At 43.4% G+C, this 23,688-nt stretch carries 20 protein-coding genes; 7 read left to right on the plus strand and 13 right to left on the minus strand.

The features are described from left to right. The first annotated feature begins 302 nt into the window (after positions 1–302). Positions 303–2,549 (plus strand): Tex family protein, encoded by a 2,247-nt coding sequence (locus C4S61_RS11235; protein WP_103924899.1) that lies wholly within the window; start codon positions 303–305, stop codon positions 2,547–2,549. A gap of 245 nt (positions 2,550–2,794) precedes the next feature. Here the strand turns inward: C4S61_RS11235 and C4S61_RS22660 are convergent, their stop codons facing one another. Both C4S61_RS22660 and C4S61_RS11245 read right to left on the minus strand, forming a co-directional pair. After that, on the minus strand, positions 2,795–2,962 hold the full coding sequence (locus C4S61_RS22660) for a WCX domain-containing protein (RefSeq protein WP_332912351.1): 168 nt from the start codon (positions 2,960–2,962) through the stop codon (positions 2,795–2,797). Positions 2,963–3,061: 99 nt separating this feature from the next. Next, positions 3,062–5,818, minus strand: coding sequence for an outer membrane beta-barrel protein (locus C4S61_RS11245; RefSeq protein ID WP_103924901.1), 2,757 nt, complete (start codon positions 5,816–5,818; stop codon positions 3,062–3,064). Between the two features lie 308 nt (positions 5,819–6,126). Here C4S61_RS11245 and C4S61_RS11250 point away from each other — a divergent pair, with 308 nt between their 5' ends. Further along, entirely contained in the window at positions 6,127–6,384 is a 258-nt protein-coding gene (locus tag C4S61_RS11250) for a hypothetical protein (protein ID WP_103924902.1), read from the plus strand. Continuing rightward, a complete protein-coding gene (locus C4S61_RS11255) occupies positions 6,381–7,154 on the plus strand; it encodes an XRE family transcriptional regulator (RefSeq protein ID WP_103924903.1) in 774 nt (257 codons plus the stop codon). The genes C4S61_RS11250 and C4S61_RS11255 overlap by 4 nt, the downstream gene beginning before the upstream one ends. Here the strand turns inward: C4S61_RS11255 and C4S61_RS11260 are convergent. Next, positions 7,151–8,236, minus strand: coding sequence for a toll/interleukin-1 receptor domain-containing protein (locus tag C4S61_RS11260; RefSeq protein ID WP_103924904.1), 1,086 nt, complete (start codon positions 8,234–8,236; stop codon positions 7,151–7,153). The genes C4S61_RS11255 and C4S61_RS11260 overlap by 4 nt on opposite strands. Positions 8,237–8,302: 66 nt before the next feature. Then, positions 8,303–9,067, minus strand: coding sequence for a hypothetical protein (locus C4S61_RS11265; RefSeq protein ID WP_103924979.1), 765 nt, complete (start codon positions 9,065–9,067; stop codon positions 8,303–8,305). A gap of 72 nt (positions 9,068–9,139) precedes the next feature. On the opposite strand from C4S61_RS11265, the gene C4S61_RS11270 reads away from it, so the two are divergent. Continuing rightward, a complete protein-coding gene (locus C4S61_RS11270; protein ID WP_103924980.1) occupies positions 9,140–9,751 on the plus strand; it encodes a 2OG-Fe(II) oxygenase in 612 nt (203 codons plus the stop codon). On the opposite strand, the gene C4S61_RS11275 is transcribed toward C4S61_RS11270, so the two are convergent. Continuing rightward, positions 9,748–10,173, minus strand: a complete 426-nt coding sequence (locus C4S61_RS11275; protein WP_103924905.1) for a DUF2141 domain-containing protein — start codon at positions 10,171–10,173, stop codon at positions 9,748–9,750. The two genes, C4S61_RS11270 and C4S61_RS11275, sit on opposite strands and share 4 nt — an antisense overlap. Further along, complete coding sequence (locus C4S61_RS11280) at positions 10,170–11,243, minus strand: AMP-binding protein (protein WP_103924906.1); 1,074 nt, start codon at positions 11,241–11,243, stop codon at positions 10,170–10,172. The genes C4S61_RS11275 and C4S61_RS11280 overlap by 4 nt, the downstream gene beginning before the upstream one ends. Positions 11,244–11,352: 109 nt before the next feature. Between C4S61_RS11280 and C4S61_RS11285 the strand changes: the two genes are divergently transcribed. Further along, complete coding sequence (locus C4S61_RS11285; protein WP_103924907.1) at positions 11,353–12,186, plus strand: 1,4-dihydroxy-2-naphthoyl-CoA synthase; 834 nt, start codon at positions 11,353–11,355, stop codon at positions 12,184–12,186. 149 nt (positions 12,187–12,335) lie between these two features. On the opposite strand, the gene hutG is transcribed toward C4S61_RS11285, so the two are convergent. Continuing rightward, the gene (gene hutG, locus C4S61_RS11290) at positions 12,336–13,292 is read right to left on the minus strand and encodes a formimidoylglutamase (RefSeq protein ID WP_103924908.1); all 957 of its coding nucleotides are present in this window, start codon (positions 13,290–13,292) and stop codon (positions 12,336–12,338) included. A gap of 82 nt (positions 13,293–13,374) precedes the next feature. On the opposite strand from hutG, the gene C4S61_RS11295 reads away from it, so the two are divergent. Beyond that, positions 13,375–13,998, plus strand: a complete 624-nt coding sequence (locus C4S61_RS11295; protein WP_103924909.1) for a Uma2 family endonuclease — start codon at positions 13,375–13,377, stop codon at positions 13,996–13,998. Positions 13,999–14,040: 42 nt separating this feature from the next. Here C4S61_RS11295 and C4S61_RS11300 read toward each other — a convergent pair whose 3' ends face one another. From C4S61_RS11300 to hutH, 3 genes are all read right to left on the minus strand, one after another. Further along, positions 14,041–16,041, minus strand: a complete 2,001-nt coding sequence (locus C4S61_RS11300) for a urocanate hydratase (RefSeq protein WP_103924910.1) — start codon at positions 16,039–16,041, stop codon at positions 14,041–14,043. A 43-nt stretch (positions 16,042–16,084) separates the two neighbouring features. Then, positions 16,085–17,335 carry an imidazolonepropionase gene (hutI, locus tag C4S61_RS11305; protein WP_103924911.1) on the minus strand — a complete coding sequence of 417 codons (1,251 nt, stop codon included), beginning with the start codon at positions 17,333–17,335 and terminating at the stop codon, positions 16,085–16,087. 91 nt (positions 17,336–17,426) lie between these two features. Further along, positions 17,427–18,992 (minus strand): histidine ammonia-lyase, encoded by a 1,566-nt coding sequence (gene hutH / locus C4S61_RS11310; protein ID WP_103924912.1) that lies wholly within the window; start codon positions 18,990–18,992, stop codon positions 17,427–17,429. Between the two features lie 180 nt (positions 18,993–19,172). Between hutH and C4S61_RS11315 the strand changes: the two genes are divergently transcribed. Further along, positions 19,173–20,039, plus strand: a complete 867-nt coding sequence (locus tag C4S61_RS11315) for a LysR family transcriptional regulator (protein ID WP_103924913.1) — start codon at positions 19,173–19,175, stop codon at positions 20,037–20,039. 305 nt (positions 20,040–20,344) lie between these two features. On the opposite strand, the gene menD is transcribed toward C4S61_RS11315, so the two are convergent. Genes menD through C4S61_RS11335 form a run of 3 tightly spaced genes read right to left on the minus strand, consistent with a single transcriptional unit; the run spans position 20,345 to position 23,660 of the window. After that, positions 20,345–22,027 carry a 2-succinyl-5-enolpyruvyl-6-hydroxy-3-cyclohexene-1-carboxylic-acid synthase gene (gene menD / locus C4S61_RS11325; RefSeq protein ID WP_103924915.1) on the minus strand — a complete coding sequence of 561 codons (1,683 nt, stop codon included), beginning with the start codon at positions 22,025–22,027 and terminating at the stop codon, positions 20,345–20,347. Beyond that, positions 22,024–23,241: a chorismate-binding protein gene (locus C4S61_RS11330; RefSeq protein ID WP_103924916.1), complete on the minus strand. Its 1,218-nt coding sequence runs from the start codon at positions 23,239–23,241 to the stop codon at positions 22,024–22,026. The genes menD and C4S61_RS11330 overlap by 4 nt, the downstream gene beginning before the upstream one ends. Beyond that, positions 23,238–23,660: a hotdog fold thioesterase gene (locus C4S61_RS11335; RefSeq protein ID WP_103924917.1), complete on the minus strand. Its 423-nt coding sequence runs from the start codon at positions 23,658–23,660 to the stop codon at positions 23,238–23,240. The genes C4S61_RS11330 and C4S61_RS11335 overlap by 4 nt, the downstream gene beginning before the upstream one ends. Between the last annotated feature and the right edge of the window lie 28 nt (positions 23,661–23,688).

Here is a 23,688-nt window from a genome sequence, read left to right on the forward strand (position 1 = left end):
GTGACTAATTTTTCAATTTTACAATGTTCCAATTTGTAACTATCGACCACTGAATATCGAATGATGAAGAAGCCGGAGACAGCATACAAACTGGACCTTGTCTTGCAGTGGACCGTCGTCGTCTGTCGACCGTTGACCCAAATCCAACCTACCCGCTTTCTAACCAATCTTTCAATTTTTCAATATTGCAATTTTACAATCAAATAATCAGTTCCTTAGTGATAAGACGCACATTTTCCGCTTTCAGTCTCCAAAAGCTCGGCTATCTTGCAGCCCCAATTTGAATCGAATTACCGAAGACTATGCAATACGAGATTAAAATCGCTACCGAACTCCAGGTAAAACCGCAACAGGTCAAAGCCACCATTGAATTACTGGATGGAGGGGCGACAGTTCCTTTTATTTCCCGATATCGAAAGGAAGCGACCGGTACCTTGGATGAAGTGCAGGTGGCTACGATCCGGGACCGAATTGAGCAACTTCGGGAATTGGACAAAAGAAGGGAAGCGATTCTTAAATCCATTGAGGAGCAAGGCAAACTCACTCCAGAACTAAAAAAATCAATCGATGCGGCTGAGACCATGTCCAAGCTGGAGGATATTTATTTACCCTACAAACCTAAGCGGCGAACCAAAGCCACAATTGCGCGTGAAAAAGGACTTGAGCCGCTTGCTGAGCTGATTTTTACTCAGACATCCTTTGATTTGGATCGGGAGGCAGCGAACTATTTGAGTGAGGAAAATGAGGTCAAAACCATCGAGGAAGCACTTCAGGGAGCCCGGGATATTCTGGCCGAGTGGATCAATGAGAATGCTTCGCTTCGCGAAAAAATGAGAAAGCTTTTTCTTGAAGAGGGCACATTTACCTCCCGTGTTATTCCCGGAAAAGAAAACAAAGCCATCAAATACAAAGATTATTTCGAATGGTCTGAACCCATCAAAACGGCTCCATCTCATCGGGTTTTGGCGATGCGAAGAGGGGAGAAGGAGCTGTTTCTGATGTTGGATGCCTGCCCTGAAGAGCTTTCCGCGATAGCGGTAATCGAACGGCATATTTTGGAAAATGCCGCCAACTCCGCTGTGGATCAGGTAAAACTGGCGATCAAAGATTGCTACAGAAGATTGCTCAAGCCGAGCATGGAAACCGAAGTACGGCTGTTGACCAAGAAAAAAGCAGACCAGGAAGCTATCCGGGTATTTGCAGAAAATCTCCGGCAGTTGCTTCTTGGATCTCCTTTGGGGGAAAAATCCGTGATGGCGATAGACCCCGGTTTCCGAACGGGTTGCAAGTTGGTTTGCTTGGGCCCTCAAGGTCAGTTTCTTCATTACGAAGCTATCTATCCCAATGAGCCTCAACGCAGATCTGCTGAGGCTGGAATGACAGTGAAAGGTTTGGTTCAAAAATTCTCCATTCAGGCTATTGCCATCGGCAACGGTACGGCAAGTCGTGAGACGGAAACTTTTGTAAAAAGCCTTGGTTTGCCCAAAACGGTGATCGTAACGATGGTCAATGAAGCGGGAGCCTCGATTTATTCGGCTTCGGATGTGGCACGAGAAGAATTTCCTGATTTGGATTTGACCGTTCGCGGGGCGGTTTCGATTGGTCGAAGGCTGATGGATCCTTTAGCGGAATTGGTCAAAATCGAGCCCAAATCCATCGGAGTGGGTCAATACCAGCACGATGTCGACCAAAATGCATTGAAAAGTGCGCTGGATGATACCGTGATGTCAGCGGTGAACGGAGTGGGAGTGGAGGTCAATACGGCCTCGAAACAATTGTTGACCTATGTCTCAGGATTGGGACCGGTACTGGCACAGAATATCGTGGATTTCCGAACCGAAAACGGCCCATTTACCAGTCGAGCCCAACTCAAAAAAGTGCCGCGATTGGGGGATAAAGCCTTCGAACAAGCAGCAGGATTTCTCAGGATCAGCAAAGCTAAGCATCCGCTCGACTCTTCGGCCGTTCACCCGGAGCGGTACGACTTGGTGGAGAAAATGGCAAAAGATCTCAACTCCTCGGTCAAAGATCTGATCAATTCAGAGGAGTTGCGGAGCAAAATTATCCTGAAAAACTACGTGTCCGAAACAGTTGGTTTGCCAACGCTTCAGGATATTTTGGCCGAATTGGCCAAGCCAGGCCGCGATCCACGGGAGACTTTTGAAGTATTTAATTTCCAGGAGGGAGTCAATTCCATGTCCGATTTGAAAGTTGGGATGAAGCTGCCCGGAGTAGTAACGAATATTACTGCATTTGGGGCATTTGTGGATGTGGGAGTACATCAGGATGGTTTGGTTCACCTGAGTCATTTGGCCGACCGCTTTATCAAAGACCCGAACGAAGTCGTGACTGTCAATCAGAAAGTGCAGGTAACGGTCATGGAAGTGGATATCGCCAGAAAGCGAGTGGCCTTAAGCATGAAAGCTGATCCTTTTGCGGAACGGGGAAAAAATTCTGGAAAACCAGCTGCGAAACCTCAAAAATCCGAAGAACCTCAAGGAACCATGGCCGATAAGCTGGCGCTGTTGAAAGGGAAATTTGGGAAGTAAGGGTTATTGGGTTATCAGTTAAAAGTTATTTGTGCTCCGGCTAGTGTCAATGCTAGCAGGGTTTATTGTGGGAAAAATTGAGTAGAGACTTTCGCAGTGGGGTGCTAGAATCAAATCTTTATTTGAGTTCGAATCCTTGAAGTATTTAAATCGTCGAATTGAAACGACGAATTGCAGATCAAACTGTCGACTTGATTCGACGTTTTTTAGAATTTAAAAAAAATTGATTGTTAATCCTTTCAAACTCACATATTCCTCTTAATCTCCTCAAGCAATTCCCGCAATCTATCTTTTGCTTCAGGAGGGGAAATGATTCTGATTTTATCGGCCATCATCAGGATCCAGTGGATAAATCCCTCTAAGGATGAAGTCACAAAAGTCATTTCAATCCCAGTTTCTGTTCTTTTTTCAATTAAGTGAAAAAATCCAAAAACCTACTGACATACGGCTGTCATTCTCCAGGATTTTCTTTGAGTATAAGTTTAATCAAAACCACAGATGCTTTCTAGGGCTTAATTATTTTGGTCCTGATACATTTCATTGTAGACGTCTTCATCCATTCCTTTACTGAATCGTCTGAGATTGTATGTGAATGAAACCATAAAATACTGCTGTAGGACATTAGTCTGAATGTCTTCGATGAAAGTCTCGGTGATGTTTCTGCGCACATTGGCATTTTGGCCAAGTAGATCATAGACCATGATACTCACTTCTCCGCGTTGATTTTTGAAGATTTTTTTACCCAAGCTCATATTGACAAGTGAGAAGTTGTTGTCAAATCCTTCACTAAGTCCGGAGTTAATCTGATGATTGAGATCTAATCGATAGATGATTCCTTTCCAGATGATCCAGTTGAAATTAACCCGGAATCGCTGTTGAAAGAAGTTGTCGTTAAGATTTGGATTGAGTGTGTTTTCTACGGTGTTGAAGGTAGATCTGGACCAAATGTTGAAATCGATCTGGTCACTGATACTGCTGTTGATCGAGAACCCACCATTGATTCTTTGGGAATTGTTGAATCCGATCAGATCGTTGACCTGACCGGGTCTCCGGGTGATGCTAGCTCCTGCGTTAAGGTTGAGTTTGGATTTCATGAAGTCCAAGGGCATTCCATAACTTAGCCAAGATCTGATATCAAAATATCCATCCAGGTTGACCGGTCTGTTGATTTGAGAACCTCTTTCCAAGATAATTCCATCCTGGATTTCTGTCGGTTCCTCTGCAATGAAGGTACTATTGGATATAAAGTTGTTTACAAACTGAGATCGAGTAAACAGAAACCAGCTTTTGTCGGTGTCGGGATTTTGACTTCTGAATCTCAATCGGAATTCTTTGCTGTAGGACTGATCCAAATCCGGACTACCAGTTCTCAACTGAAGCGGGTTAGTGTTATCTATTACGGGCTGAAGTTGACGAACCTGAGGTTCACTGGTTCTGGTGTCAAAGTCAAGTTGAATATTAGTGTTCGGGGTGAATTTATATTCGAACCTGACACTCGGGAGGACAGCGGTAAAGCTTCTTTTCAGATTAAATTGCTGTGGAAATTCCTGGTTGTTGTCCAATTTGGCATCCTGATACTCAATTTCAGTTTGCAATCTTACTTTTTCATTGCTGTACTGATAGCCTAGCTCAAATTCTTGAGTGAGATAGTCGCTTTGAAAGGAATTGCTTAGCGCGGTGTCCAGTAGCATGGTACCGCCTTCAAAGTCTCCCCCTTCTACATTAAAAACAAGTTGTTCTGAATTGTTTCCCCGATTTCCGATTTCATATTCAGCTTCCAGCATTCCGTTTTTTCCCAATGCTTCGGTAAACGAAAGACCCGCTTCCCAGCGCGTGCCTTGACGTGATCGGGTGGTTCTTTGATCGATATTTTCAACACGTTGATTAGCTCCTTCAAAATAGACGTTTCTGGCCTTTCTGTCAGATTCATCATTGTCCCAGCCATCATGGAGCAAGCCACTAAAGGTAAGACTTCTGCCTGCCTTGTTAAACTTTTGCCCGATGATCAATCGGTTGAAAAAATCATACTCTTGGTAAAGCCCTGTTTTCAAGTTGTCCACCTGATTGATTAGGTTAGTTCCATCTGTGGTTTCGCCAAGAAATGATGAGTTTTCAGTTGATGACTCGGATGAGAAACGGGGTATATAGAGAATTCTTGTTTTATCGGTGGGGTTATATTCTAGTCGTAGGAAGGCACTATGTTCATTGTTAATCCGGACGTCTCTTTCAGTTTCTGAGTATTGTTGGTTTGATTCACTGGTTGTGACGAAATCCCTAAACTTGTTGGTGATTCCTAGATTCTCTCGCTTGGAAAAATTATAGCTTCCGGTAATTTTAAATTTTTCACCCCAAATATCAGAGTAATTGAGTCCGAGAATATTAGTGGTTACTATGCCTTCTTGAGGTCTTCCATCCGCTTGGGTGTTGGCATCACTGGTATAATTCAGCATGTTCACATTATTGGACAGACCGGTAAAGGTGATCCGCTGGTCTTCATCAAAGGCATTGATACTCGCACCGATAAGGTAACGGTCATCTGTGCCTATTCCGGCGGTCGTTTTTCCAAATTGTCCTTTTCTTCTGTTTGCCTTGGTGATGATATTGATGGTTTTGATCCGTTCGCCATCATCAAATCCACTCAATTGAGCTTTTTCACTCAGTTGATCAAAAATTTCAATACTTTGAATGACCTCTGCAGGTAAGTTTTGAAGAGCTGCCTGGACATCCGTTCCGAAGAACGGTTTTCCATCTACCAAAATCTGACCGATGTTTTCACCCTGAGCCTGAAGTGCCCCACCTTCTGAGACAACTCCGGGTAGTTTTTCTATCAACACCTGAGCACTCGCGTCTTTCATCGTTTTGAAAGCATCCGCATTGTACATCGTGGTGTCATTCTTTTGAGTTCCGGTGGATCTTCTTGTCGACACCACTACTTCTTGGAGGGCGGTAGCTTCTTCCTGAATACTGAGTGAACCAAAATCGTAATTGGAATTGACTTCGATCGTTTTGAAATAATTCTTGAATCCTAAATATTGGATTTTAAACAGGTAAGTTCCCTGTCTTACATTATTCATTTCAAATTCTCCATCCATTTCAGAGATTGTCCCATAGACTTGTGCTGAATCCGACACAGAAAGTAACAGAATATTGGCGTAAGGTACAGGGTTTTGTTTTCCATATTCAAATACTCTACCCTTGACGCTGTAAGATTGAGCGTAACTGACGGTGAAAGAACTTAAGGTAAAAATTAAAAAGAATAAATATTTCATTTGGATTAATTGGTTTGGGATAATGGTAGGTTATAAATATTTCAGTTGGTCTTTTTGAATATACAAAGAAATAGTCCCGAGTTTTATTTTTAATGAAAGAATTGGCTGAACGGTAGATTAGTCAAATGAACAGTAACCTCTCAAGTAAAAAGGACTAAAAGCTGTCATGTAGTATTCTAAAAATTAAATGGATATTCTGGAAATATAAACCCTGACAACTATTGTCACATGAAAATGTTTGTTTTTACATCATTTGTGTGTTTATAAAAACAACATTTGTAACTTAGCATTCGTAAAGAGAATCAGTTATGGAAACAAAAGATAAAATCAGCGTCACTTCAAAAACCCTTGCATCGGGAAATTGTCAGGTTAAGTTTTTTGTCGAGGATGAACAAAGACCTCAATATGGCTATCTGCTGGTAACAGAACCCAAGCCGGTTGGTGATATCATTGAAGAGATTAAAAGCCGTCTTGAAAGAAGAAGAATGGATGAAAAGAATGTGAATCCATTTTTTCCATTGTCTCCGGTATCGGATGATCCTAATTTTTACCTGTTTTCAGCATGAGTTACCTGGCCTCGAATCTTCGGTTTTTGCGAAAGCAAAAGAACATCACCCAACAGGATCTGGCAGATCAGTTGGATGTCCAGCGTACGATGATCTCAGCCTATGAAGACGGCAGATCCGAACCCAAATTGACCACGCTTCAGAAGTTAGGTGAGATTTTGGAAGTTGGTGTAGAAGAACTGCTCGAGCATGACATCGAAAGGCTGGGGAGGAAAGCCGTGCAACAACGCGGAATCAATATATTGACCATAGCAGCGGATGAAAATGATCAAGAGAATATTACGCTTGTAGGTCAAAAGGCCTCAGCTGGCTACCTGAACGGCTTTGCAGATCCGGAATACATGGAAACGCTGCCCCAATTTCATTTGCCCAATCTTTCCCGACAGGCTACTTATCGTGCATTTGAGCTTTCGGGCGATTCGATGCTCCCACTGATTCCAGGTACGATAGTCATTGGTGGGTATGTGGATCAACTGAAGCAAATTAAAAGCGGGAAGACGTATGTGCTTGTCACACAAAGCGAAGGGGTAGTTTACAAGCGTGTCTTTAACTACTTGGAAGAAAATGGAAAGTTATTTCTTGTTTCAGATAATGAACATTACAAACCCTATGAAATCAGAGGAGAGGACGTTCTCGAAATTTGGGAGGCCAAGGCGTTTATCAGTACTGATTTCCCAAATCCCGGAGACAAAAAGAAACCGCTAACGCTCGACGACTTGGGAGAAATGATCCGGGACATCCATGCGGATCTGAGGAAAATAAGAGGCTAGTTTCTTGAAAGTGTAATCTCAGAAGAAGTACCTGCTGATGGAAAAATCACTAGTCCAGACCAGCTTTGGCCGGAGTTGCTGGTATTCAGCTCAATCCGACCGCCTATCTCAAGGAGTGTATTGTAGTATTCAGCGTATAACTGATTGCCTTCAATCCTGCCTGAGCCATTTCCAATCTGAATATTGAGGATATTGTATTCATAAAACGTAAATTCAGATCCGTTTTGGGAAAATGCTAAAGTCGATTGATTGCCTTGTAGATCCTTTAAAAGCCAGTAACCCGATACGTCGTAAGCGTCCTGTGAATCCGTAGAAGGCTGAGGAGGTGCTGGCTCCTGGTTTTCCAATTGGAGGCTGTTGTAAATCTCATTTCCTTCTGGATTTTGTGTTCTTATATCCACTTGGGCTTCTTCTTTTGAATCATCGATGGTGATATTATCGGGATCGGGATAGATGACTTCTTCCTCCGGTACACACATTATCAACAAGATTAAAAAAAACACCAATCCTCCTAAAGCCCACAAGTAGTTTTTAGCCCACCAACCTTTGGGTTTAGAAAGAGGTGGAATAAAAGTTCTCGGATTTGATATAGGATCAGACTTAGGCACTGGTATTTTGGGAATTAATTTTTCTAGCACTTTGGTCAATTCTCCCACATCATAATTCCACCTTGAGCTGGTCAATTCTTGGGCATGTTTGAGCGATAGTTCTTTCAAATCATCAGGGAGTACTTCCGGATCTGGCATTTCTGCACCATTTACGAGAATGGGGATTACTCGCAAGTTTCTCTTTAGTGCCTCCGAAATTTCTTTTCTAACCCAGTCATTTGGCTTTTGGATACGCATGGTGCCGTTAGAATCAGTAGCTTTCAGCCAGTGAGGGCCAATCATTGCAAGCAGCACCTTGCTTTCATTTAAAGCTTTGGCAATGGACAGATCAAAATTCAATCCGGCCTCCAAGGTCTCAACATCATAAAAAATATTTTCCTGACCGAATACTTGCTCCAGTTTGTCCTTGAGCCTCCCAGATTCACCGGAGGTATCTTCCCGCCTGTAGCTGATAAAAATTTTCCCGTTTGACATAAAAATTCCTGGTTAATACCTTTATAAAGGTAAATAAATCAGGTAATTAAAAGCAAATCAGGCTGGTTATTCTCCTTGGATTAAATCAGTAAATCCAATTCTTATTTTTTTAACTGCATCAAAACCGGGATCAATATTTACTACTCCTTTTCCCAGTTCGTGCCAATAGCCATCTCCGCAATTTATGTATGCGCCACGTTTGGTTCCGGCTTCTTCCTTGGCCAGTTCATAATGATAGTCAGGGGTGAAAACAATCTTCATCAATTGAATCGCAAAGTCCCAATTGACCACACGAGAGGTTCCATTTTTTTCAAATACAACTTCCCGAACCGAAAAATGAACGGTTAGGCTGCAATCTGTAAGCTGATCTCCTTCGACTTGCCGGTAATCGATTTTTAGGGGTGCCTCTTTTTTGGCAGTTTCATAGATCGCCTGGATCAAGTCTTGGGCCATCAGTTGCCATTCTTCCTGGTTGGAAGGAATTTTCACGCCTTCATCTTTACCTTTTTCGATTGCCGTTACGGTTATTCCCCCATCTTCGATGTCTTTGCTGGTCCAACGGGTTTTATCAAAAAGCTGCTGTAGCGGCTTGATCCAGACAGAATTCAATTGTCCTTTGTACCTGTAGTCGTCATCGGGAGTAAACCCCTCATCAAAAATCTCCTCCTCGCTCAGCTCTTCGCGTTCGGTGTAGTGTAGGTCCAGTGCAGTACTCAAGTCTCCTTTGGACCAGTCCAATGCCAATCGAAAAACGTGACTATAGGGTGGCGGTATTATGCCGGAATCGTATTCTAAAACTAAGCCGGTGATGCTGTTTTTTATGGAGGTCATGGTGTAAGCTTTGCGCAAAAGTATGGTTTTTCGGGCAATTAAGTGGTTATTTTGCAGCCCAATCAAATTTTCATGGAGAACCTGTTAGACCATATTTCATCTGAGATTTATCAAAAATCTTATGTTATTATTGATGATTTCATCGATGAGGAGTTTCGTGGTGAATTGCTCGCCGAACAAATTGAATTGGTCAGGCAGGGGAAATTCCGCCACGCGGCAGTAGGAAAAGGAGGGCAAAAGCAAGTCCGAACCGAAATCCGAAGTGATGAAGTGCATTGGATGGATTCTGATGACTTATCTCCTTTGCAAAAAACCTATTGGGAAAAAGTGGAAGAAATCCGAAAAGTGCTCAATCAGCGCTGCTTTTTGGGGTTGCGATCCTTTGAAGGACATTTTGCCAGGTATCCGGTTGGGTCATTTTACAAGCGCCACTTGGATCAGTTCCATGCTGTCCCACATCGTGTGGTGACGGTGATTTTGTACCTGAATGAATCCTGGTCTTCGGATGATGAAGGAGCACTTCGAATGTATTTCCCTCAGGAAGACGGAACTGAACTGATAGAAGATGTGCTTCCGATTGGTGGGCGATTGGTGGTATTTCTCAGTGGTGAGATTCCTCATGAAGTCCTGCCTACCAAAAAAGAGCGAATCAGTATTACAGGTTGGCTAAAAGACATCGATTAACGGAGCTGAATTTGAATTGTCTTCACTTCACTTTTAAGTTCAAAGGCCGCTTTTGAAAATGGGGGCGCACTGAAGTATGCCTTTGCATTGTTTGAAAATCCATATTTCTCTAAGGGGTAGCCAAAAGGATTGGTGTTCAATGCTCCATTACTATCCTCATCATGAATTACTGAAATTGCATAGTTTCCGGGTTTTAGATCGTTAATTTTAACTGTACATTTCTGTTTCACTATTGGGATGGTGAGTGATTTAACAGCAAGTTCAAGCTGATCCGGATAGCCATTTTCAGAATCGAAGACCAGAATTCTGACGACTCCTTTATCTGATTTCGCTCCGGAAATTTGTAAATCAAGTACACTCGTGTTCTGTTGAGCGCTGAAAAACAAGATAAGGTAAGTGATACTTAAAACGAACGAATTCATATTAGTTGGTAAGTCTTTTCCCGATTGATTTTCCCATTTTCCGTTTCAATAAAAGTGGGAAGAAAATAGATTGCTTTTGGAGTCTGATATTTTCCCAGCGCTATTTCCAATTTTGATTGCAAAAGCTCCGCCAATTCTTCGTCTGGCTTTGATTTTTCAATAAGCAAAACCAACTTTTGTCCTAATTTTTCATCTTTTTCACCAAAAAAGAAATAGCGACATCCCGGAAAAAATGCGTCAATAATTACTTCTGACTGCTTCTCGAGAAGCTCTGGGTGAAATTTTACCCCACCGGAATTAATCACAAAATCCACTCGTCCCTGCCACTTAAAGGATGTTTCGGAAGTTAATTCCACCAAATCATTGGTCTGAATCTGCTCTGGTCCACTCATTGGCGATTTGATCCAGATCGTTCCTCGGCTGTCCTGCCCGATTTCAACATTTGGAAGGGTTTGATATTCCAATTCCCCTTTGTCAATTTTCGCCAGCGCAATGTGAGAGACCGTTTCGGTCATCCCGTAGGTTTGCCAGGCTGAAATTTTATTTTCAATAAGTTGGCTTTTGAGGCTTTGTGATAGTGGCGCGCCACCGATGATCAGGTGGGATATTTTTTTTAGTTTAATCAAGGCTTTCGGATCTCCGAGACACGTCTCCACCTGAAGTGGAACCATGGCCACAAAATCAGGTGAAATATCGTTATCTAAGTCTGAAAATGGATTTGACTTTGGTTCAATGAGCCAAATCGGGCAGTCCCAAACCATCGCTCGGACCAGCATCATTTTGCCTGCGATGTATTCAGGATTCAGGCAACAGAGGAGTTTGGTTGTTGAATTCGTATTAAAAAAAGCTCCGGTGGCTTTTGCACTTTCAAGCATCTGATGCCGGATGATTTGAATGGATTTTGGTGTCCCAGTCGATCCGGAGGTTTTTTGGATGAAATTATTTTCACCGGAAAGCCATGCTTCGCAAAATGAAAATGCAGCTTTGGCGAAAGTTGGATGTGCGGACTCCACTTCCTTAAAATCCTCTTTTGACTGAAAAATCTGATTCCTATAATGAAGCTGGAACATGAAAATGGATTTGATTTTTGGCTTTCAATGACTTGTCTTTTGGAATTAACAATTTTCAGGGAAGGCTGTTATCTTGCACAAAAATCGAAATTTAAACCAAATGAGCACCATGGAGTGGATTACTGCTAAGGAATACGAAGATATTACCTACAAAAAATGTAATGGAGTCGCCCGGATTGCCTTTAATCGACCCGAAGTCAGAAATGCTTTTCGGCCAAAAACTACAGCAGAACTCTACGATGCTTTTTATGATGCGCAGGAGGATACTTCGATTGGAGTGGTGCTTTTGAGTGGGGAAGGACCTTCGCCAAAAGACGGCAGATGGGCTTTTTGCTCAGGAGGAGATCAAAAGGCCAGAGGAAAACAAGGCTATGTTGGTGAGGATGGCTATCACCGCTTGAATATTTTGGAAGTGCAGCGATTGATACGATTTATGCCAAAAGTGGTGATTGCAGTCGTTCCCGGTTGGGCGGTAGGAGGAGGACACAGCCTGCATGTGGTCTGTGACTTGACTTTGGCGAGCAAGGAGCACGCGATTTTTAAACAAACAGATGCAGATGTAACGAGCTTTGATGGAGGGTATGGTTCGGCATATTTGGCCAAAATGGTGGGGCAAAAGAAAGCGCGAGAAATCTTCTTTTTGGGCAGAAATTACTCCGCGCAGGAAGCTTTTGACATGGGAATGGTGAATGCTGTGATTCCGCATGCCGAACTTGAAGCTACTGCCTATGAATGGGCACAGGAGATTTTGGCAAAGTCACCTACCTCGATCAAAATGCTGAAATTCGCCATGAACCTGACCGATGACGGCATGGTGGGACAGCAGGTTTTTGCAGGTGAAGCTACCCGCTTGGCTTATGGAACCGAAGAAGCAATTGAAGGAAGAAATGCATTCTTAGAAAAGAGGAAGCCGAATTTCAAGAATATTAAGTGGATACCCTGATTGATTCAATTAAAAAAAAAGAGGCTGAGTTTATCAAATTCAGCCTCTTTTTTGTCTTTATTTTTTCCAGTGGTTGTCCTGCTTCTCCAGAAGCAGGACCAGATAAATGCTGCTTCAGGAGAAGCAGCAAAACCAACTAAATCTTTTTCTTAAGAAAAGGCTTTCCTTACGATATACTCTATAGATCTAGCTGCGAGTCTTGCTGTTGCATTGTCCTGATCAAACTGCGGATTGAGCTCGACCACGTCCAAACTGACCAATTTTTTGCTTTTCACGATCAATTCAAAAACCTTGAACGCAATCTGGGGATTGAAGCCCATCGGGGATGGCGCGGAAACTCCCGGTGCAAAAGCTGATGAAAACCCATCCAAATCAATGCTGAGGTAGATTTTGTTGACTGAATCGATAAACCAAATGATCTGCTCTTCGATGTACTCCCAATTGTGCAGACGGAATTCCTCCATGACGATGTATCGAGCCTTGAGTTTTTCAGCTGTATCAAACAGTGATTTTGGGTTGGCGGCACGTTGGATTCCAAGTGCGAGGTAGTGGAAATGAGCAGGGTTTTCTTCCGCCAATTGGTAAAAAGGTGAGCCGGAATGGCCTTTTCCTTTAATAGGTGGGCGTAGATCAAAATGAGCGTCAAGATTAATGATACCCAGCTTTTCGCCTCTTTCTTTTACATGCTTCAAAACTCCCTTTCCATGTGCATAGGCTAGATCGTGTCCTCCTCCTAAAATAACTGGGAAGTGATTTGTTTTCAGTAGTTCATAAGATGTTTTTGAGATCAGTTCGTGGGAGGACTCCATATCCTGATCCAGCGTGAATACATCTCCATAATCGTAAAGAGGCAGGTTTTCCGGTAAATGAAGTGCTACCGATCCCAGCATTTTCCGGATTACAGCAGGACCTTCGATGGTGCCTGTCCGTCCTTGATTGCGGATGACTCCTTCTTCACTGGAATACCCCAAAATGCCAACTTTCTTAGTCGAATCATCTTTGATTTTCAAGTTGACTACAGGTTGGATGGCCTGATGCCAATATTCCACCTGATCTGATTTTCTGCCGGACCAATTGAAAGGAGAGGGGTTTTGATGGAGATTCATGGGTATTCGATTTGAGGAATTTTTATTTTACACTAACTTAAGGAAAGTTGTTTGTTAATTTTATTGTCACAAGGATTGGATAATGAAACCCTATCGAATTCCCCAAAAAGATAATATTGATTTGGATACCTTTCAGGAGCCAAATGATTCCTTTGCAGGCTATACCTATGCGGATTACCTCAACTGGGATTTTGAGGAAATTGTAGAATTGATCAAAGGTAAAATTTTTGCAAAAGCTGCGGCCCCAAGTAGAAAGCATCAAGAGGTATCAATTAAACTGTCCTCAAGGTTGTGGAATCATCTTGAGAAAAAGTCCTGTAAAGTTTATTCTGCACCTTTTGATGTCCGTTTTTCAAAGGATCCTGATTTCAGGAAAATTGATTCAGTCGTTCAGCCTGATATCTCGGTGATTTGTGATTCAAGTAAATTAGACGAAAGAGGTTGTTTTGGTGCACCGGATTTGATTGTGGAAATTCTTTCTCCAAGAAACAGTAAAGTTGAACTTCAAAACAAATTTGACCTGTATCAGGAATTTGGAGTAAGGGAGTACTGGATAATCCATCCTGCAGAAAATACCCTTCAAATCAATGTTTTAGTGAATGGAATCTATCAACCTTCCCGACTTTTTACTTCTGGTCAAAAAGTAACGTCCACTGTGCTTCCCGGATTTGAATTGGAACTTGAGGATGTTTTTTCCGAGGATTGAGAAGCAATACTTTTCCAAATAGAAACTTTAGAAAAGTTACTTTCATAATAGGTCTTCTAAAACCTCATCATCCACCAAATTCGGAACGGTGACTTTCAAACCCGGACTTCTGTCCATTTCCCGCTGGATAGCTTCCATCGAACCGGAATTTCTTGCCCAAGCTCTCCGGGCAATTCCGTTGTTGACATCATAGAAAAGCATGGACTTTAGTCGTCTTTCGGCTTCCCTGCTTCCGTCCAAAACCAAACCAAAACCCCCGTTGATCACTTCGCCCCAGCCTACACCGCCACCATTGTGGATCGATACCCAAGTCGCTCCTCGGAAACTATCCCCGATGACATTTTGAATCGCCATATCAGCTGTGAACCGGCTTCCATCGTAGATATTGCTCGTTTCCCGATAGGGGGAATCCGTGCCGCTGACATCGTGATGGTCTCTACCCAAAACGATCGGGGCGGATATTTCGCCAGATTGGATTGCTTGATTGAAAGCTTGGGCGATTTTAGCTCTGCCTTCCGCATCGGCGTAGAGGATGCGCGCTTGCGAGCCGACGACCAAGTTGTTCTTTTCCACCTCTTCGATCCAAGCGATATTATCCTGCATTTGTTGGGATATGGAGTCAGGGGCAGTTTTCATGAGTTCTTTCAAAACTGCCCCAGCAATCTGATCGGTCTTTTTCAGATCTTCCGCCTTTCCCGAGGTGCAAACCCAGCGGAAGGGTCCAAAACCATAGTCAAAACACATTGGCCCCAAAATATCCTGCACATAGCTTGGATACTGGAAATCGATCCCGTTTTCTGCCATTACTTCCGCACCTGCACGGGAAGCTTCCAGCAAAAAAGCATTACCATAATCGAAAAAGTAAGTTCCCTTCGCAGTGTGTCTATTGATTGCGGTAGCTTGGCGTCGGAGGGATTCCTGAACTTTGACTTTGAAAGCTTCCGGATTTTCTGCCATCAACTGATTGGATTCTTCGAAAGAAAGCCCAACCGGATAGTAGCCTCCTGCCCACGGATTGTGTAGCGAAGTCTGATCAGATCCGAGCTCTACCAGGATGTTTTCTGCATCAAAACGCTCCCAGACATCCACGATATTTCCTATGAAAGCTAGCGAAACAACTTCTTCATTTGTTTTGGCTTTTTTCACTCGAATAACCAGTTCACCCAAGTCTTCGATGAGTTCGTCTACCCAACCTTGTTCATGTCTTTTTCTGGCTGCCGCTGGATTGACTTCCGCACAGACTGTCACACAGCCTGCGATGTTCCCGGCTTTGGGCTGAGCTCCAGACATTCCACCCAAACCTGCGGTAAGGAAAACTTTTCCTTTTGGGCTTTCTCCGGCCTTTAGTTTTTTCCGAAAGGCATTCATTACGGTAATCGTGGTGCCATGGACGATTCCCTGAGGGCCGATGTACATGAATGAACCGGCAGTCATTTGGCCATATTGGGTTACCCCAAGTGCATTGAATTTTTCCCAATCGTCCGGTTTGGAGTAGTTGGGAATCATCATGCCATTGGTCAAGACTACCCGCGGAGCTTCTTTGGAAGAAGGGAAAAGTCCCATCGGATGACCGGAATAAAGATGCAGGGTCTGTTCATCGGTCATCTCTGATAGGTATTTCATCGTGAGCAGGTATTGCCCCCAGTTTTGGAAAACAGCCCCATTTCCTCCATAGGTGATTAGTTCTTCGGGATGCTGAGCCACGGCAGGATCCAGATTGTTTTGGATCATCAACATAATGGCTGCCGCTTGCTTGGATTTGGCAGGATATGATTCTATTGCTCGCGCAAAAATCGGATAGTCAGGCATAAAGCGATACATGTAGATTCGCCCAAATTCTTTCAGTTCAGCTAAAAACTCAGGAGCCAATTCCGCGTGCCACTCTTGAGGGAAATACCTCAAGGCATTGCGGAGCGCCAGTTTTTTCTCTTGGGTAGTAAGAATATCCTTCCGCTTTGGAGCATGTGAAATGAATGGATTTCGCTGCTTTTTTGCTGGTAAATTAGGTGGGATCCCTTGCTTGATTTGATCTTGAAATTTCATGCTTGGTTTACATTTTTGAGTTCAAAGGAATTTGCCCAATCTTTCAATTTTTCAATTGTTCAATAACCCTCTCTCCACTCTTCCACACCATTTCCGGCTTCAACTTTCCTTGTTGGTACAAAATCTCCCGGTAGTCCGAAGTCGGAAAGAGGATAAAGTCGGCCAGAAATCCCGGCCATATTTTCCCCCGATCATTCAATCCCAAAGCAGCTGCAGCTCGGAAGGTGATTCCTGCAAAGACCTCTGCAGTACTGAGTTTTTCAAACGTTGCAAGAATTGAAGCCTGAGCAAGCAGGTCGCCCATTGGCGCCGAACCAGGATTCCAGTCAGAAGCGATAGCCAATCCACCGCCTTGATCCAGGATTTTGCGTGCAGGAGTAAATCCACATCCCAGTCCGAGACTCGCTCCCGGCAAAGCCACAGCAATGGTGTTGGATTGCGCTAATACTTTTATTTCTTTTTCACCGGAAGCTTCCAAATGATCTGCTGACAAAGCGTCGAATTTCACAGCCACTGCTGATCCACCCATGGTGAATTGATCAGCATGAACTGTCAGTTCAAAGCCCATATTCTTTGCCTTTTGGAAATAGGGATTGATTTCCTTTGGCGAAAAAGCACTTTTTTCTACAAAAGCATCGATGCGATTGCTTAGCTTTTCGGTTTGGAGAATGGGAAAAAGTTCATTGGAAATGTAATTAAGATATTCAGGAATTGTACCATCGAAGTCTCTTGGTTTCATGTGGGCCGCAAAACAAGTCGGGATCAAATCTGCGGCTGAGTTTTGATTGGCTAGTTGAATGGCTCGAAGCATTTTAAGCTCTTCCTCCACAGAAAGTCCATATCCACTCTTTACTTCGATCGTAGTCACTCCTTCGGAAAGGTGTCGATCTGCGTTTTTAGCGGTTGATTTCGCCAAGGCTTCTATACTGAGTTTTCGAGTTTGGCTGACTGTGTCCCAAATTCCACCACCGGAATCTGCGATTTCGAGATAGGTTTTTCCAGCATTCCGCATCGCAAAATCCTTGGCCCTACTACCTCCAAAGCAGATATGGGTATGGCAATCGATGAGTCCCGGAAGAGCAATGTAATCTTTCTCAAGTTCAAAAATCTCAGCTTTTGGAAACTCATTTTTTAGCTTTTGCCAACAATCAACTTGAAGAAATCGATCACCTTCAAGCAGGATACCGGCATTTTGGATGATCTCCAGTTGTTCGTCTTTTAAAGCTCCTTTTAGAGGAAGCCTTACCATGGTGAGGACTTGGGTGATCGGGCCGATTAGTTTTAGATTTTTCATGGGTGATTTTTCCCGCAGATTCACGCTGATTTATTTTCGAGGATCATCGCAGATCAGCGAATTTTTCCGCGATGATCAGCTGGAGATGTTTTTAGTAACTGAATAATTCACTCCACTCGGTATCAAAAGCCAACCCTTCAGATTTAGCCACCATTTTTGCCAATTCGATCAGCTCTCCACTTTTCACCAAGTCAATAGCCGTCTCCATGTCTTCGTATAAAATCCGATCAGATACGACAGGATTTATCGATTCTCTGACCCGCTCGTAGATTGCGGTCATGATCTTCCCTGATTTCAGCGGAGCATGATAGTCCATAGCCTGAGCTGCATAGAAAAGCTCAATACCCAAGATTTTTTCCACGTTTCCGATGACACTGAGTGCTTTTCTTGCGCCAATACTTCCCATACTGACATGATCTTCTTGACCAAGTGAAGTTGGAATGGAATCCGCCGAAGCCGGAAAACAAAGGCCTTTATTCTCCGAAGCCAAGGCCGCTGTGGTGTACTGTGGAATCATCAAGCCAGAATTAAGTCCCGTTTCCTCAAGCAGAAGTTTAGGTACTCCAGGGGTGTCTCCTTCGATTGACAAATAGATTCTCCGGTCAGAAATATTCCCGATTTCTGATGCGGCAAGGCAGGCATAGTCCAACGGAAGGGCAATGGGTTGTCCGTGAAAATTCCCACCTGAAATCGTATTTTCTGCATCAAAAACTACGGGATTGTCAGTGACCGAATTGATTTCAGTTTCAATGCTATCCTTCAGATGTAGCCAGGCGTTCCAACTGGCACCATGTACTTGGGGCATGCAGCGAAGCGAATAAGGATCCTGAACTCTGGCACAATTCAGATGCGAATTTACAATTTCTGATTCGTGAAGGAGATTGAGGATGCTTTGTGCGACATGTTGATTTCCTGCAAAAGGGCGTAATTGATGCAGTTGAGCGGTAAATGGCCTGATCGAACCCATCAATCCTTCGATCATCATCGCCCCGGTAATAGTTGCATGGGTGAGGAGATTGTGCAGGCGATCGACGATTTTCACTCCAAAAGCTGCCATAAATTGAGTTCCGTTTATTAGTGCAAGACCCTCTTTTGGACCTAGAGATAATGGCTCTTTTGAAAAATGTTCAAGTGCTTTTTTGCAAGTTATTATCTCCCCTTTAAAATGAACTTTTCCCAAACCGATTAAAGGTAAAAAAAGATGGGATAGTGGCGCCAAATCGCCTGATGCCCCGACTGAGCCCTGTTCGGGGACTACAGGAATTACCTCATTTTCCAGCATCCAAAGAATTCTTTCGAGGGTTTCAAGCCGGATTCCTGAAAAACCCTGGGCCAATGCATGGATTTTCAGCACTAGCATCAAACGGGAGATTTCTTCGGGGATGTAATCGCCAACTCCTACTGCATGGCTTTTTAGCAAATTCTCCTGCAAAATAGTGGTATCATCTGCTGAAATCCGTGTCGTGCAAAGTGGCCCAAAACCTGTGTTTATTCCATACACCGCCTTTTCTCCTTTGGCAATTTGTGCAACAGCGGCAGACGAGGCGTTTACTTTTTTGTTGGTTTCAGGGCTGAAAATTCCCTTGATCTCTTTTCTGGCAAGTTTTAGCGCCAAAGACGAAGTGAGGAGATCTTGACCATAGTGGAAGTTTTTCATTGGATTGATATCCTTTGAGGTTTTCAAAAACCTTGAAGGATTAGTTTATTCTTGGAAAATTGTGGACACTAGACCTGGCAGGTTTTCAAAACCTGCCAGGTCTGACAAATCAAAATTACCACTTTGGATTGATGCTTTTTGATACTATTTTTATCAGTAATCAATAACTGTTAAGCATCAATGGAGCTAAGACACTTACTTTACTTTCAGGCAGTAGCCGAGGAATTAAACTACAGAAAGGCAGCCGAGCGACTTTTTATTTCTCAACCGGGGCTTAGCAGGCAGATCAAGCAGCTGGAGGAAATGCTCTGCGTTCAACTTTTTGAGCGGGATAAAAAACACGTCGAATTGACTGTGGCTGGATCGTATCTGAAAGCGGAAGTTGACTTTGTAATCAACCACCTTGAATCCACCAAAAATCAGTTGAAACTGATCGATTCAGGAAAAGTAGGAGAGTTGCGGATTGGTTTTTTGGGTTCGGCTTCGAATCGCGTTTTACCTGACTTACTTACCAAGCTAAATACATCGGAACCTTTAATTACCACGAGTTTGGAAGAATTAAGCAATGCTGTTCAGGTGGAGATGATCCAGAAAGACAAATTGGACTTGGGTTTTGTGCGCTTAGCCTCGGTGCCAGATGATTTGGAGATGAGGTCTGTTTTGCGTGATACATTTTCTATTGTGGTTCCTGAAGACCACCCAATTGGTGAATTGGGATTTCGATCCGTGTCGCAGTTTAAGGATGATTCCTTTATCCTTTTCTCCAGCGACTATTCCAACTATTACTATGAGCAGATCATGAGCATTTGCCGTGACTCCGGTTTTTCTCCAAAAATCCGTCACAAGTCAGTACACGCACTTACCATTTTCAGATTGGTGGAAAATGGCCTGGGTGTGGCCATCGTTCCAAGTTCGCTAAAGGAGGGCTATGACCTGAATGTCCGTTTTATGGAAATTCCTGGAATTCCTCAGTTTACCGAGCTTTCGGTGATTTGGAAACCAGCAAATCGAAATCCGGCTTTGAGCAAAGTACTTCCTTTAATTTAAAAGATTGGGTCGCCAAATTTTCCAATCCAAGTGCTGAGCGGAGCCGAAGCATTGCAATTTTTCAACTTTCTAATCCTTCAACCCCTAAGATTTCCCCTAGTTACATTCCCAGCCAGCTTACCTCTATTTGGCCTTTTCAACCGGGCTGATTATTTCTTTAAGGCTTTCTTCGAGATCGGGCTGGAATACGAACGGATCGAAAATGGATTTGTGAAAAATGAAAATGCTCTGCCGGCGGGAAGCTCATCACCTTCTTTATTTTATTCAAAAAATCGGAAGGCCCAGGTTTCCCGATTCTGATTTTTCTACTGAATTGCTAGCCTGATTTTTTCCTTTACCTGCTTCAAAATCTCTGCATTTTTTGGACTTGAAGTTTCGATTTCAAGGATTTTTGGATGAATTGAGGGTTCGTAGAAATCAATCAAAGCGCTTTCCAGTTCTTGGTGGTTTTTCACTTTGATGTAGAAAAAACCAAATTCTTCAGCCAGATGGTTGGCTGAAAGTTTTTGTTTTGTTTCGAAAAACTCTTCCAGTTCCGGTTGCTTTGCGGGACCGTCAATCAATCGAAAGATTCCTCCTGCGTGATTGTTTAGGATGATGATTCGAAGGTTTGGCATGGAGTAATTGTGCCAAAATGCATTTCGGTCATAAAAGAAAGCCATGTCTCCCGTAATCAGTGTGACAGGTTCTTTGGTGGTAAAGGTGCAGCCAACGGCAGTACTATTTGAGCCATCTATTCCGCTTGTGCCTCGGTTGCAAATGATTTCTTGTGATCTTTTTCCAAGGAAATTTACATAGCGTACCGCCATGCTATTAGCCAGATGAAGCTTGGTTTGAGTCGGGATTTTTGGAAGAAGAAAGTGTAAGGCTGAGTATTCGCCAAAATCCACTTCATTAAAAGTTTTGGCTAGGGTGTTTTGGACCGTTCTTTCCAGACCCATCCACCTGGAATAATATTTTTCATTCTGAATTGGTAGATTTTGACTGAGCCAGTTCAAAAACTGAACGGGTGAGCATGCCAGTATCCGGGTCAACTGTTGGTAAGTATCCTTGGCCTGACCATCCGGTTGGATATGCCAATGGGAACTTCCGGTCCTTCTCAGAAACTGCTTCAGAGACTTTGAAATGACTGATTTTCCAAAACTGATCACCAAATCCGGCGTGAGGGATTGATGCAAATTTTCACCTCCCAACCAGTGGTCGTGAAGGTTGATGGTGGATTCACTTTGCAGATTGGAAATGGTATCCGTGACGATGACAACGTTCAGGTTTTTGGAAACCTGATCCAGCAAGGATTGAAGCTGGGAGTTGGGTTTTTGCTGACCTGGAACAATTAAAATGCGACTGACATCATTTAGCCTATTCTTGATGTGCTTTAGGCTTTCTTCGCTCAGTTGAGTTTGACTGCTAACGGTCGTGAATTCCCGTGGGTTTTCCGGGTAATTGAAAGCTTCATTTTCCGAAGGATAGAATGGCTCCCGAAGTGGAATATTGATGTGGACCGGTCCGGCCGGAAATTGCTTGGCTAGGTTTATGGCCTCATTTACGATTCGCCCTGCATGCCAGACTTGCTCGTCGTTGGCAAATGAATCAGGGAATTGGAAGCTTTTTTTGACATGTTTGCCGTAGGCTTCCGGCTGGAAAATCGTCTGACCATCCCACTGATCGATCCACTCTGCAGGTCTGTCTGCTGTCAAAATCAATAAGGGAACTTGCTGGAAAAAAGCCTCTGCAACTGCTGGGTAATAATTCAGTGCTGCCGAACCTGAGGTACAGACCAAGACGACAGGCTGTCCCAGTTGTTGAGCCATCCCCAATCCTATGAATGCAGCGGAGCGTTCGTCAGAGATAGTCCTGGAATGAATATCCGGATGCCGTGCAAAGGCCAAGGTTAGGGGTGCGCAGCGAGAACCAGGCGAAAGAATGGCATGTTCGATTCCTTTTTTGGCACAAATGGCCACTAAATCAAGTATAGGCTGGATAATCAAGCGGATGGATTTTGGATGAATTTACCGATGATTTGGCATTTGAGTTCGGTTTCTTCCCATTCTTTGTCAGGATCAGAATCTTCGGTGACACCTGCACCTGCATACAAGATGGCTTTATTTCCCACAAATGACGCAGTGCGAAGATTTACGAAAATTGTGGTCTCCGCTTCAATATTTACCGGTCCTAGAAATCCCGCAAAGAAAGAGCGGTCAAAGCCTTCATGTGCCTGCAAAAAATCATGTGCCTCTTTTCTGGGCATCCCACAAACCGCGGAAGTAGGATGTAATAAATCCAACATCACCGATCCAAGTTGTGGGAATCCGGTTGCTTTCATGTCCACTTTGAAATCAGTTCTCAAGTGAAGAAGATTGCCTGCCATGATGGTTTTTGGCCCATGCTCTTCGTATTCCCTGAGGCGGATTTTCTTAAAGCAATCCACGATATAGCGACAGACCAAGGCTTGTTCTTCGATCTCTTTTTGTGTCCAAGCTGCTGATTTAAGCGGATTTTCACCTGACGCTGGCTGAGTTCCCGCGAGAGCCATGGTATGAAATTGTTCTTCTTTGGTTTTGATCAAAGTCTCCGGACTTGCTCCGATCCAAGTACCAATAGTTGGAATATGAAAAAAATTCACAAAAGAATTTGGGTAAGCCTCGATCATATTCAGGAAGGTTGTTCCCAAATCAAAGTTTTCAGGCACTTCAATGGATTTGGTTCTGGCAGGTACCACTTTTTCTACAATCCCGGCCGCAATGGCTTCGATTCCCAGCTGAACTAATTTTGTAAAATGATTTTTTTCACCGGCACTGCCATTTTCCCAAACTGGAGCAGGGGACTTTTGAATTAATAATTTTTTAATGGAAGATTTAATGGAATCAATAGCATCCTCATTTGTATTTGTAAGCCATTCAGGTAGTTCTTCCTTGTCCAAATCTTGGTCAAGGTGAAAGCTGAAATACTGGTTTGCTTTGATAAAAAAGGCCTTTTTGTCTGCCTGATCGGCAAATGGATGAACGATAAATCCCGCCGGGAGCTCTTCAAAAGCCAAGTCAACCTTTGAGGGATTTTGCTCATGATCCATGAGAAATTCCAAGTGGCTTGTTTTTGGTTTTCTCCAAAGTGCAAAAGAACCTCCGGAAGAGAATCCCTTCAGAAAAAGGAGGTCCAGAATTTCGGATTTTGTTGTTAGGATTAAACTTCCCGTTACGTTCATTTTTTTTCTAAAATGGCCATTGTAATCCGGCTAATGCAGCAAAGCTGATCACCTTCATTGAAAATTTTGATTTCCCAGACTTGTGTAGTTCTGCCGAGATGAATGGCTTTTGCCACACCTCTTACTTTCCCATCTCGGACTGATTTGAGGTGATTGGCATTGATTTCCAGACCCACACAAGAGAATTTTTTGAGGTCAATAGTCAAGGAAGCTGCGATACTTCCAAGCGTCTCTGCCAAAACTACATTTGCTCCCCCGTGTAACAAACCCATGGGCTGCTTGGTTCGATGATCTACAGGCATTGTTGCCTCGATGTAATCCGATCCGATCTTGGTGAACTCTATGCCCAAATAGCTGACCATCGTATTTTTACTCGTTGAGTTGAGTTGATCTAGCGAAGGTGAGGAAAGAAAAATCATTAAAATTCGGGCTAAATGAAGTTTATTT

The sequence above is a fragment of the Algoriphagus boritolerans DSM 17298 = JCM 18970 genome (assembly GCF_900108085.1).
Taxonomy (GTDB): Bacteria; Bacteroidota; Bacteroidia; order Cytophagales; family Cyclobacteriaceae; genus Algoriphagus; species Algoriphagus boritolerans.

Coding starts and splice junctions, on each gene's coding strand:
- C4S61_RS11235 (WP_103924899.1), top strand. CDS start 303: ATGCAATACGAGATTAAAATCGCTACCGAACTCCAGGTAAAACCGCAA.
- C4S61_RS11245 (WP_103924901.1), bottom strand. CDS start 5,818: ATGAAATATTTATTCTTTTTAATTTTTACCTTAAGTTCTTTCACCGTC.
- C4S61_RS11250 (WP_103924902.1), top strand. CDS start 6,127: ATGGAAACAAAAGATAAAATCAGCGTCACTTCAAAAACCCTTGCATCG.
- C4S61_RS11255 (WP_103924903.1), top strand. CDS start 6,381: ATGAGTTACCTGGCCTCGAATCTTCGGTTTTTGCGAAAGCAAAAGAAC.
- C4S61_RS11260 (WP_103924904.1), bottom strand. CDS start 8,236: ATGTCAAACGGGAAAATTTTTATCAGCTACAGGCGGGAAGATACCTCC.
- C4S61_RS11265 (WP_103924979.1), bottom strand. CDS start 9,067: ATGACCTCCATAAAAAACAGCATCACCGGCTTAGTTTTAGAATACGAT.
- C4S61_RS11270 (WP_103924980.1), top strand. CDS start 9,140: ATGGAGAACCTGTTAGACCATATTTCATCTGAGATTTATCAAAAATCT.
- C4S61_RS11275 (WP_103924905.1), bottom strand. CDS start 10,173: ATGAATTCGTTCGTTTTAAGTATCACTTACCTTATCTTGTTTTTCAGC.
- C4S61_RS11280 (WP_103924906.1), bottom strand. CDS start 11,243: ATGTTCCAGCTTCATTATAGGAATCAGATTTTTCAGTCAAAAGAGGAT.
- C4S61_RS11285 (WP_103924907.1), top strand. CDS start 11,353: ATGGAGTGGATTACTGCTAAGGAATACGAAGATATTACCTACAAAAAA.
- hutG (WP_103924908.1), bottom strand. CDS start 13,292: ATGAATCTCCATCAAAACCCCTCTCCTTTCAATTGGTCCGGCAGAAAA.
- C4S61_RS11295 (WP_103924909.1), top strand. CDS start 13,375: ATGAAACCCTATCGAATTCCCCAAAAAGATAATATTGATTTGGATACC.
- C4S61_RS11300 (WP_103924910.1), bottom strand. CDS start 16,041: ATGAAATTTCAAGATCAAATCAAGCAAGGGATCCCACCTAATTTACCA.
- hutI (WP_103924911.1), bottom strand. CDS start 17,335: ATGAAAAATCTAAAACTAATCGGCCCGATCACCCAAGTCCTCACCATG.
- hutH (WP_103924912.1), bottom strand. CDS start 18,992: ATGAAAAACTTCCACTATGGTCAAGATCTCCTCACTTCGTCTTTGGCG.
- C4S61_RS11315 (WP_103924913.1), top strand. CDS start 19,173: ATGGAGCTAAGACACTTACTTTACTTTCAGGCAGTAGCCGAGGAATTA.
- C4S61_RS11330 (WP_103924916.1), bottom strand. CDS start 23,241: ATGAACGTAACGGGAAGTTTAATCCTAACAACAAAATCCGAAATTCTG.
- C4S61_RS11335 (WP_103924917.1), bottom strand. CDS start 23,660: ATGATTTTTCTTTCCTCACCTTCGCTAGATCAACTCAACTCAACGAGT.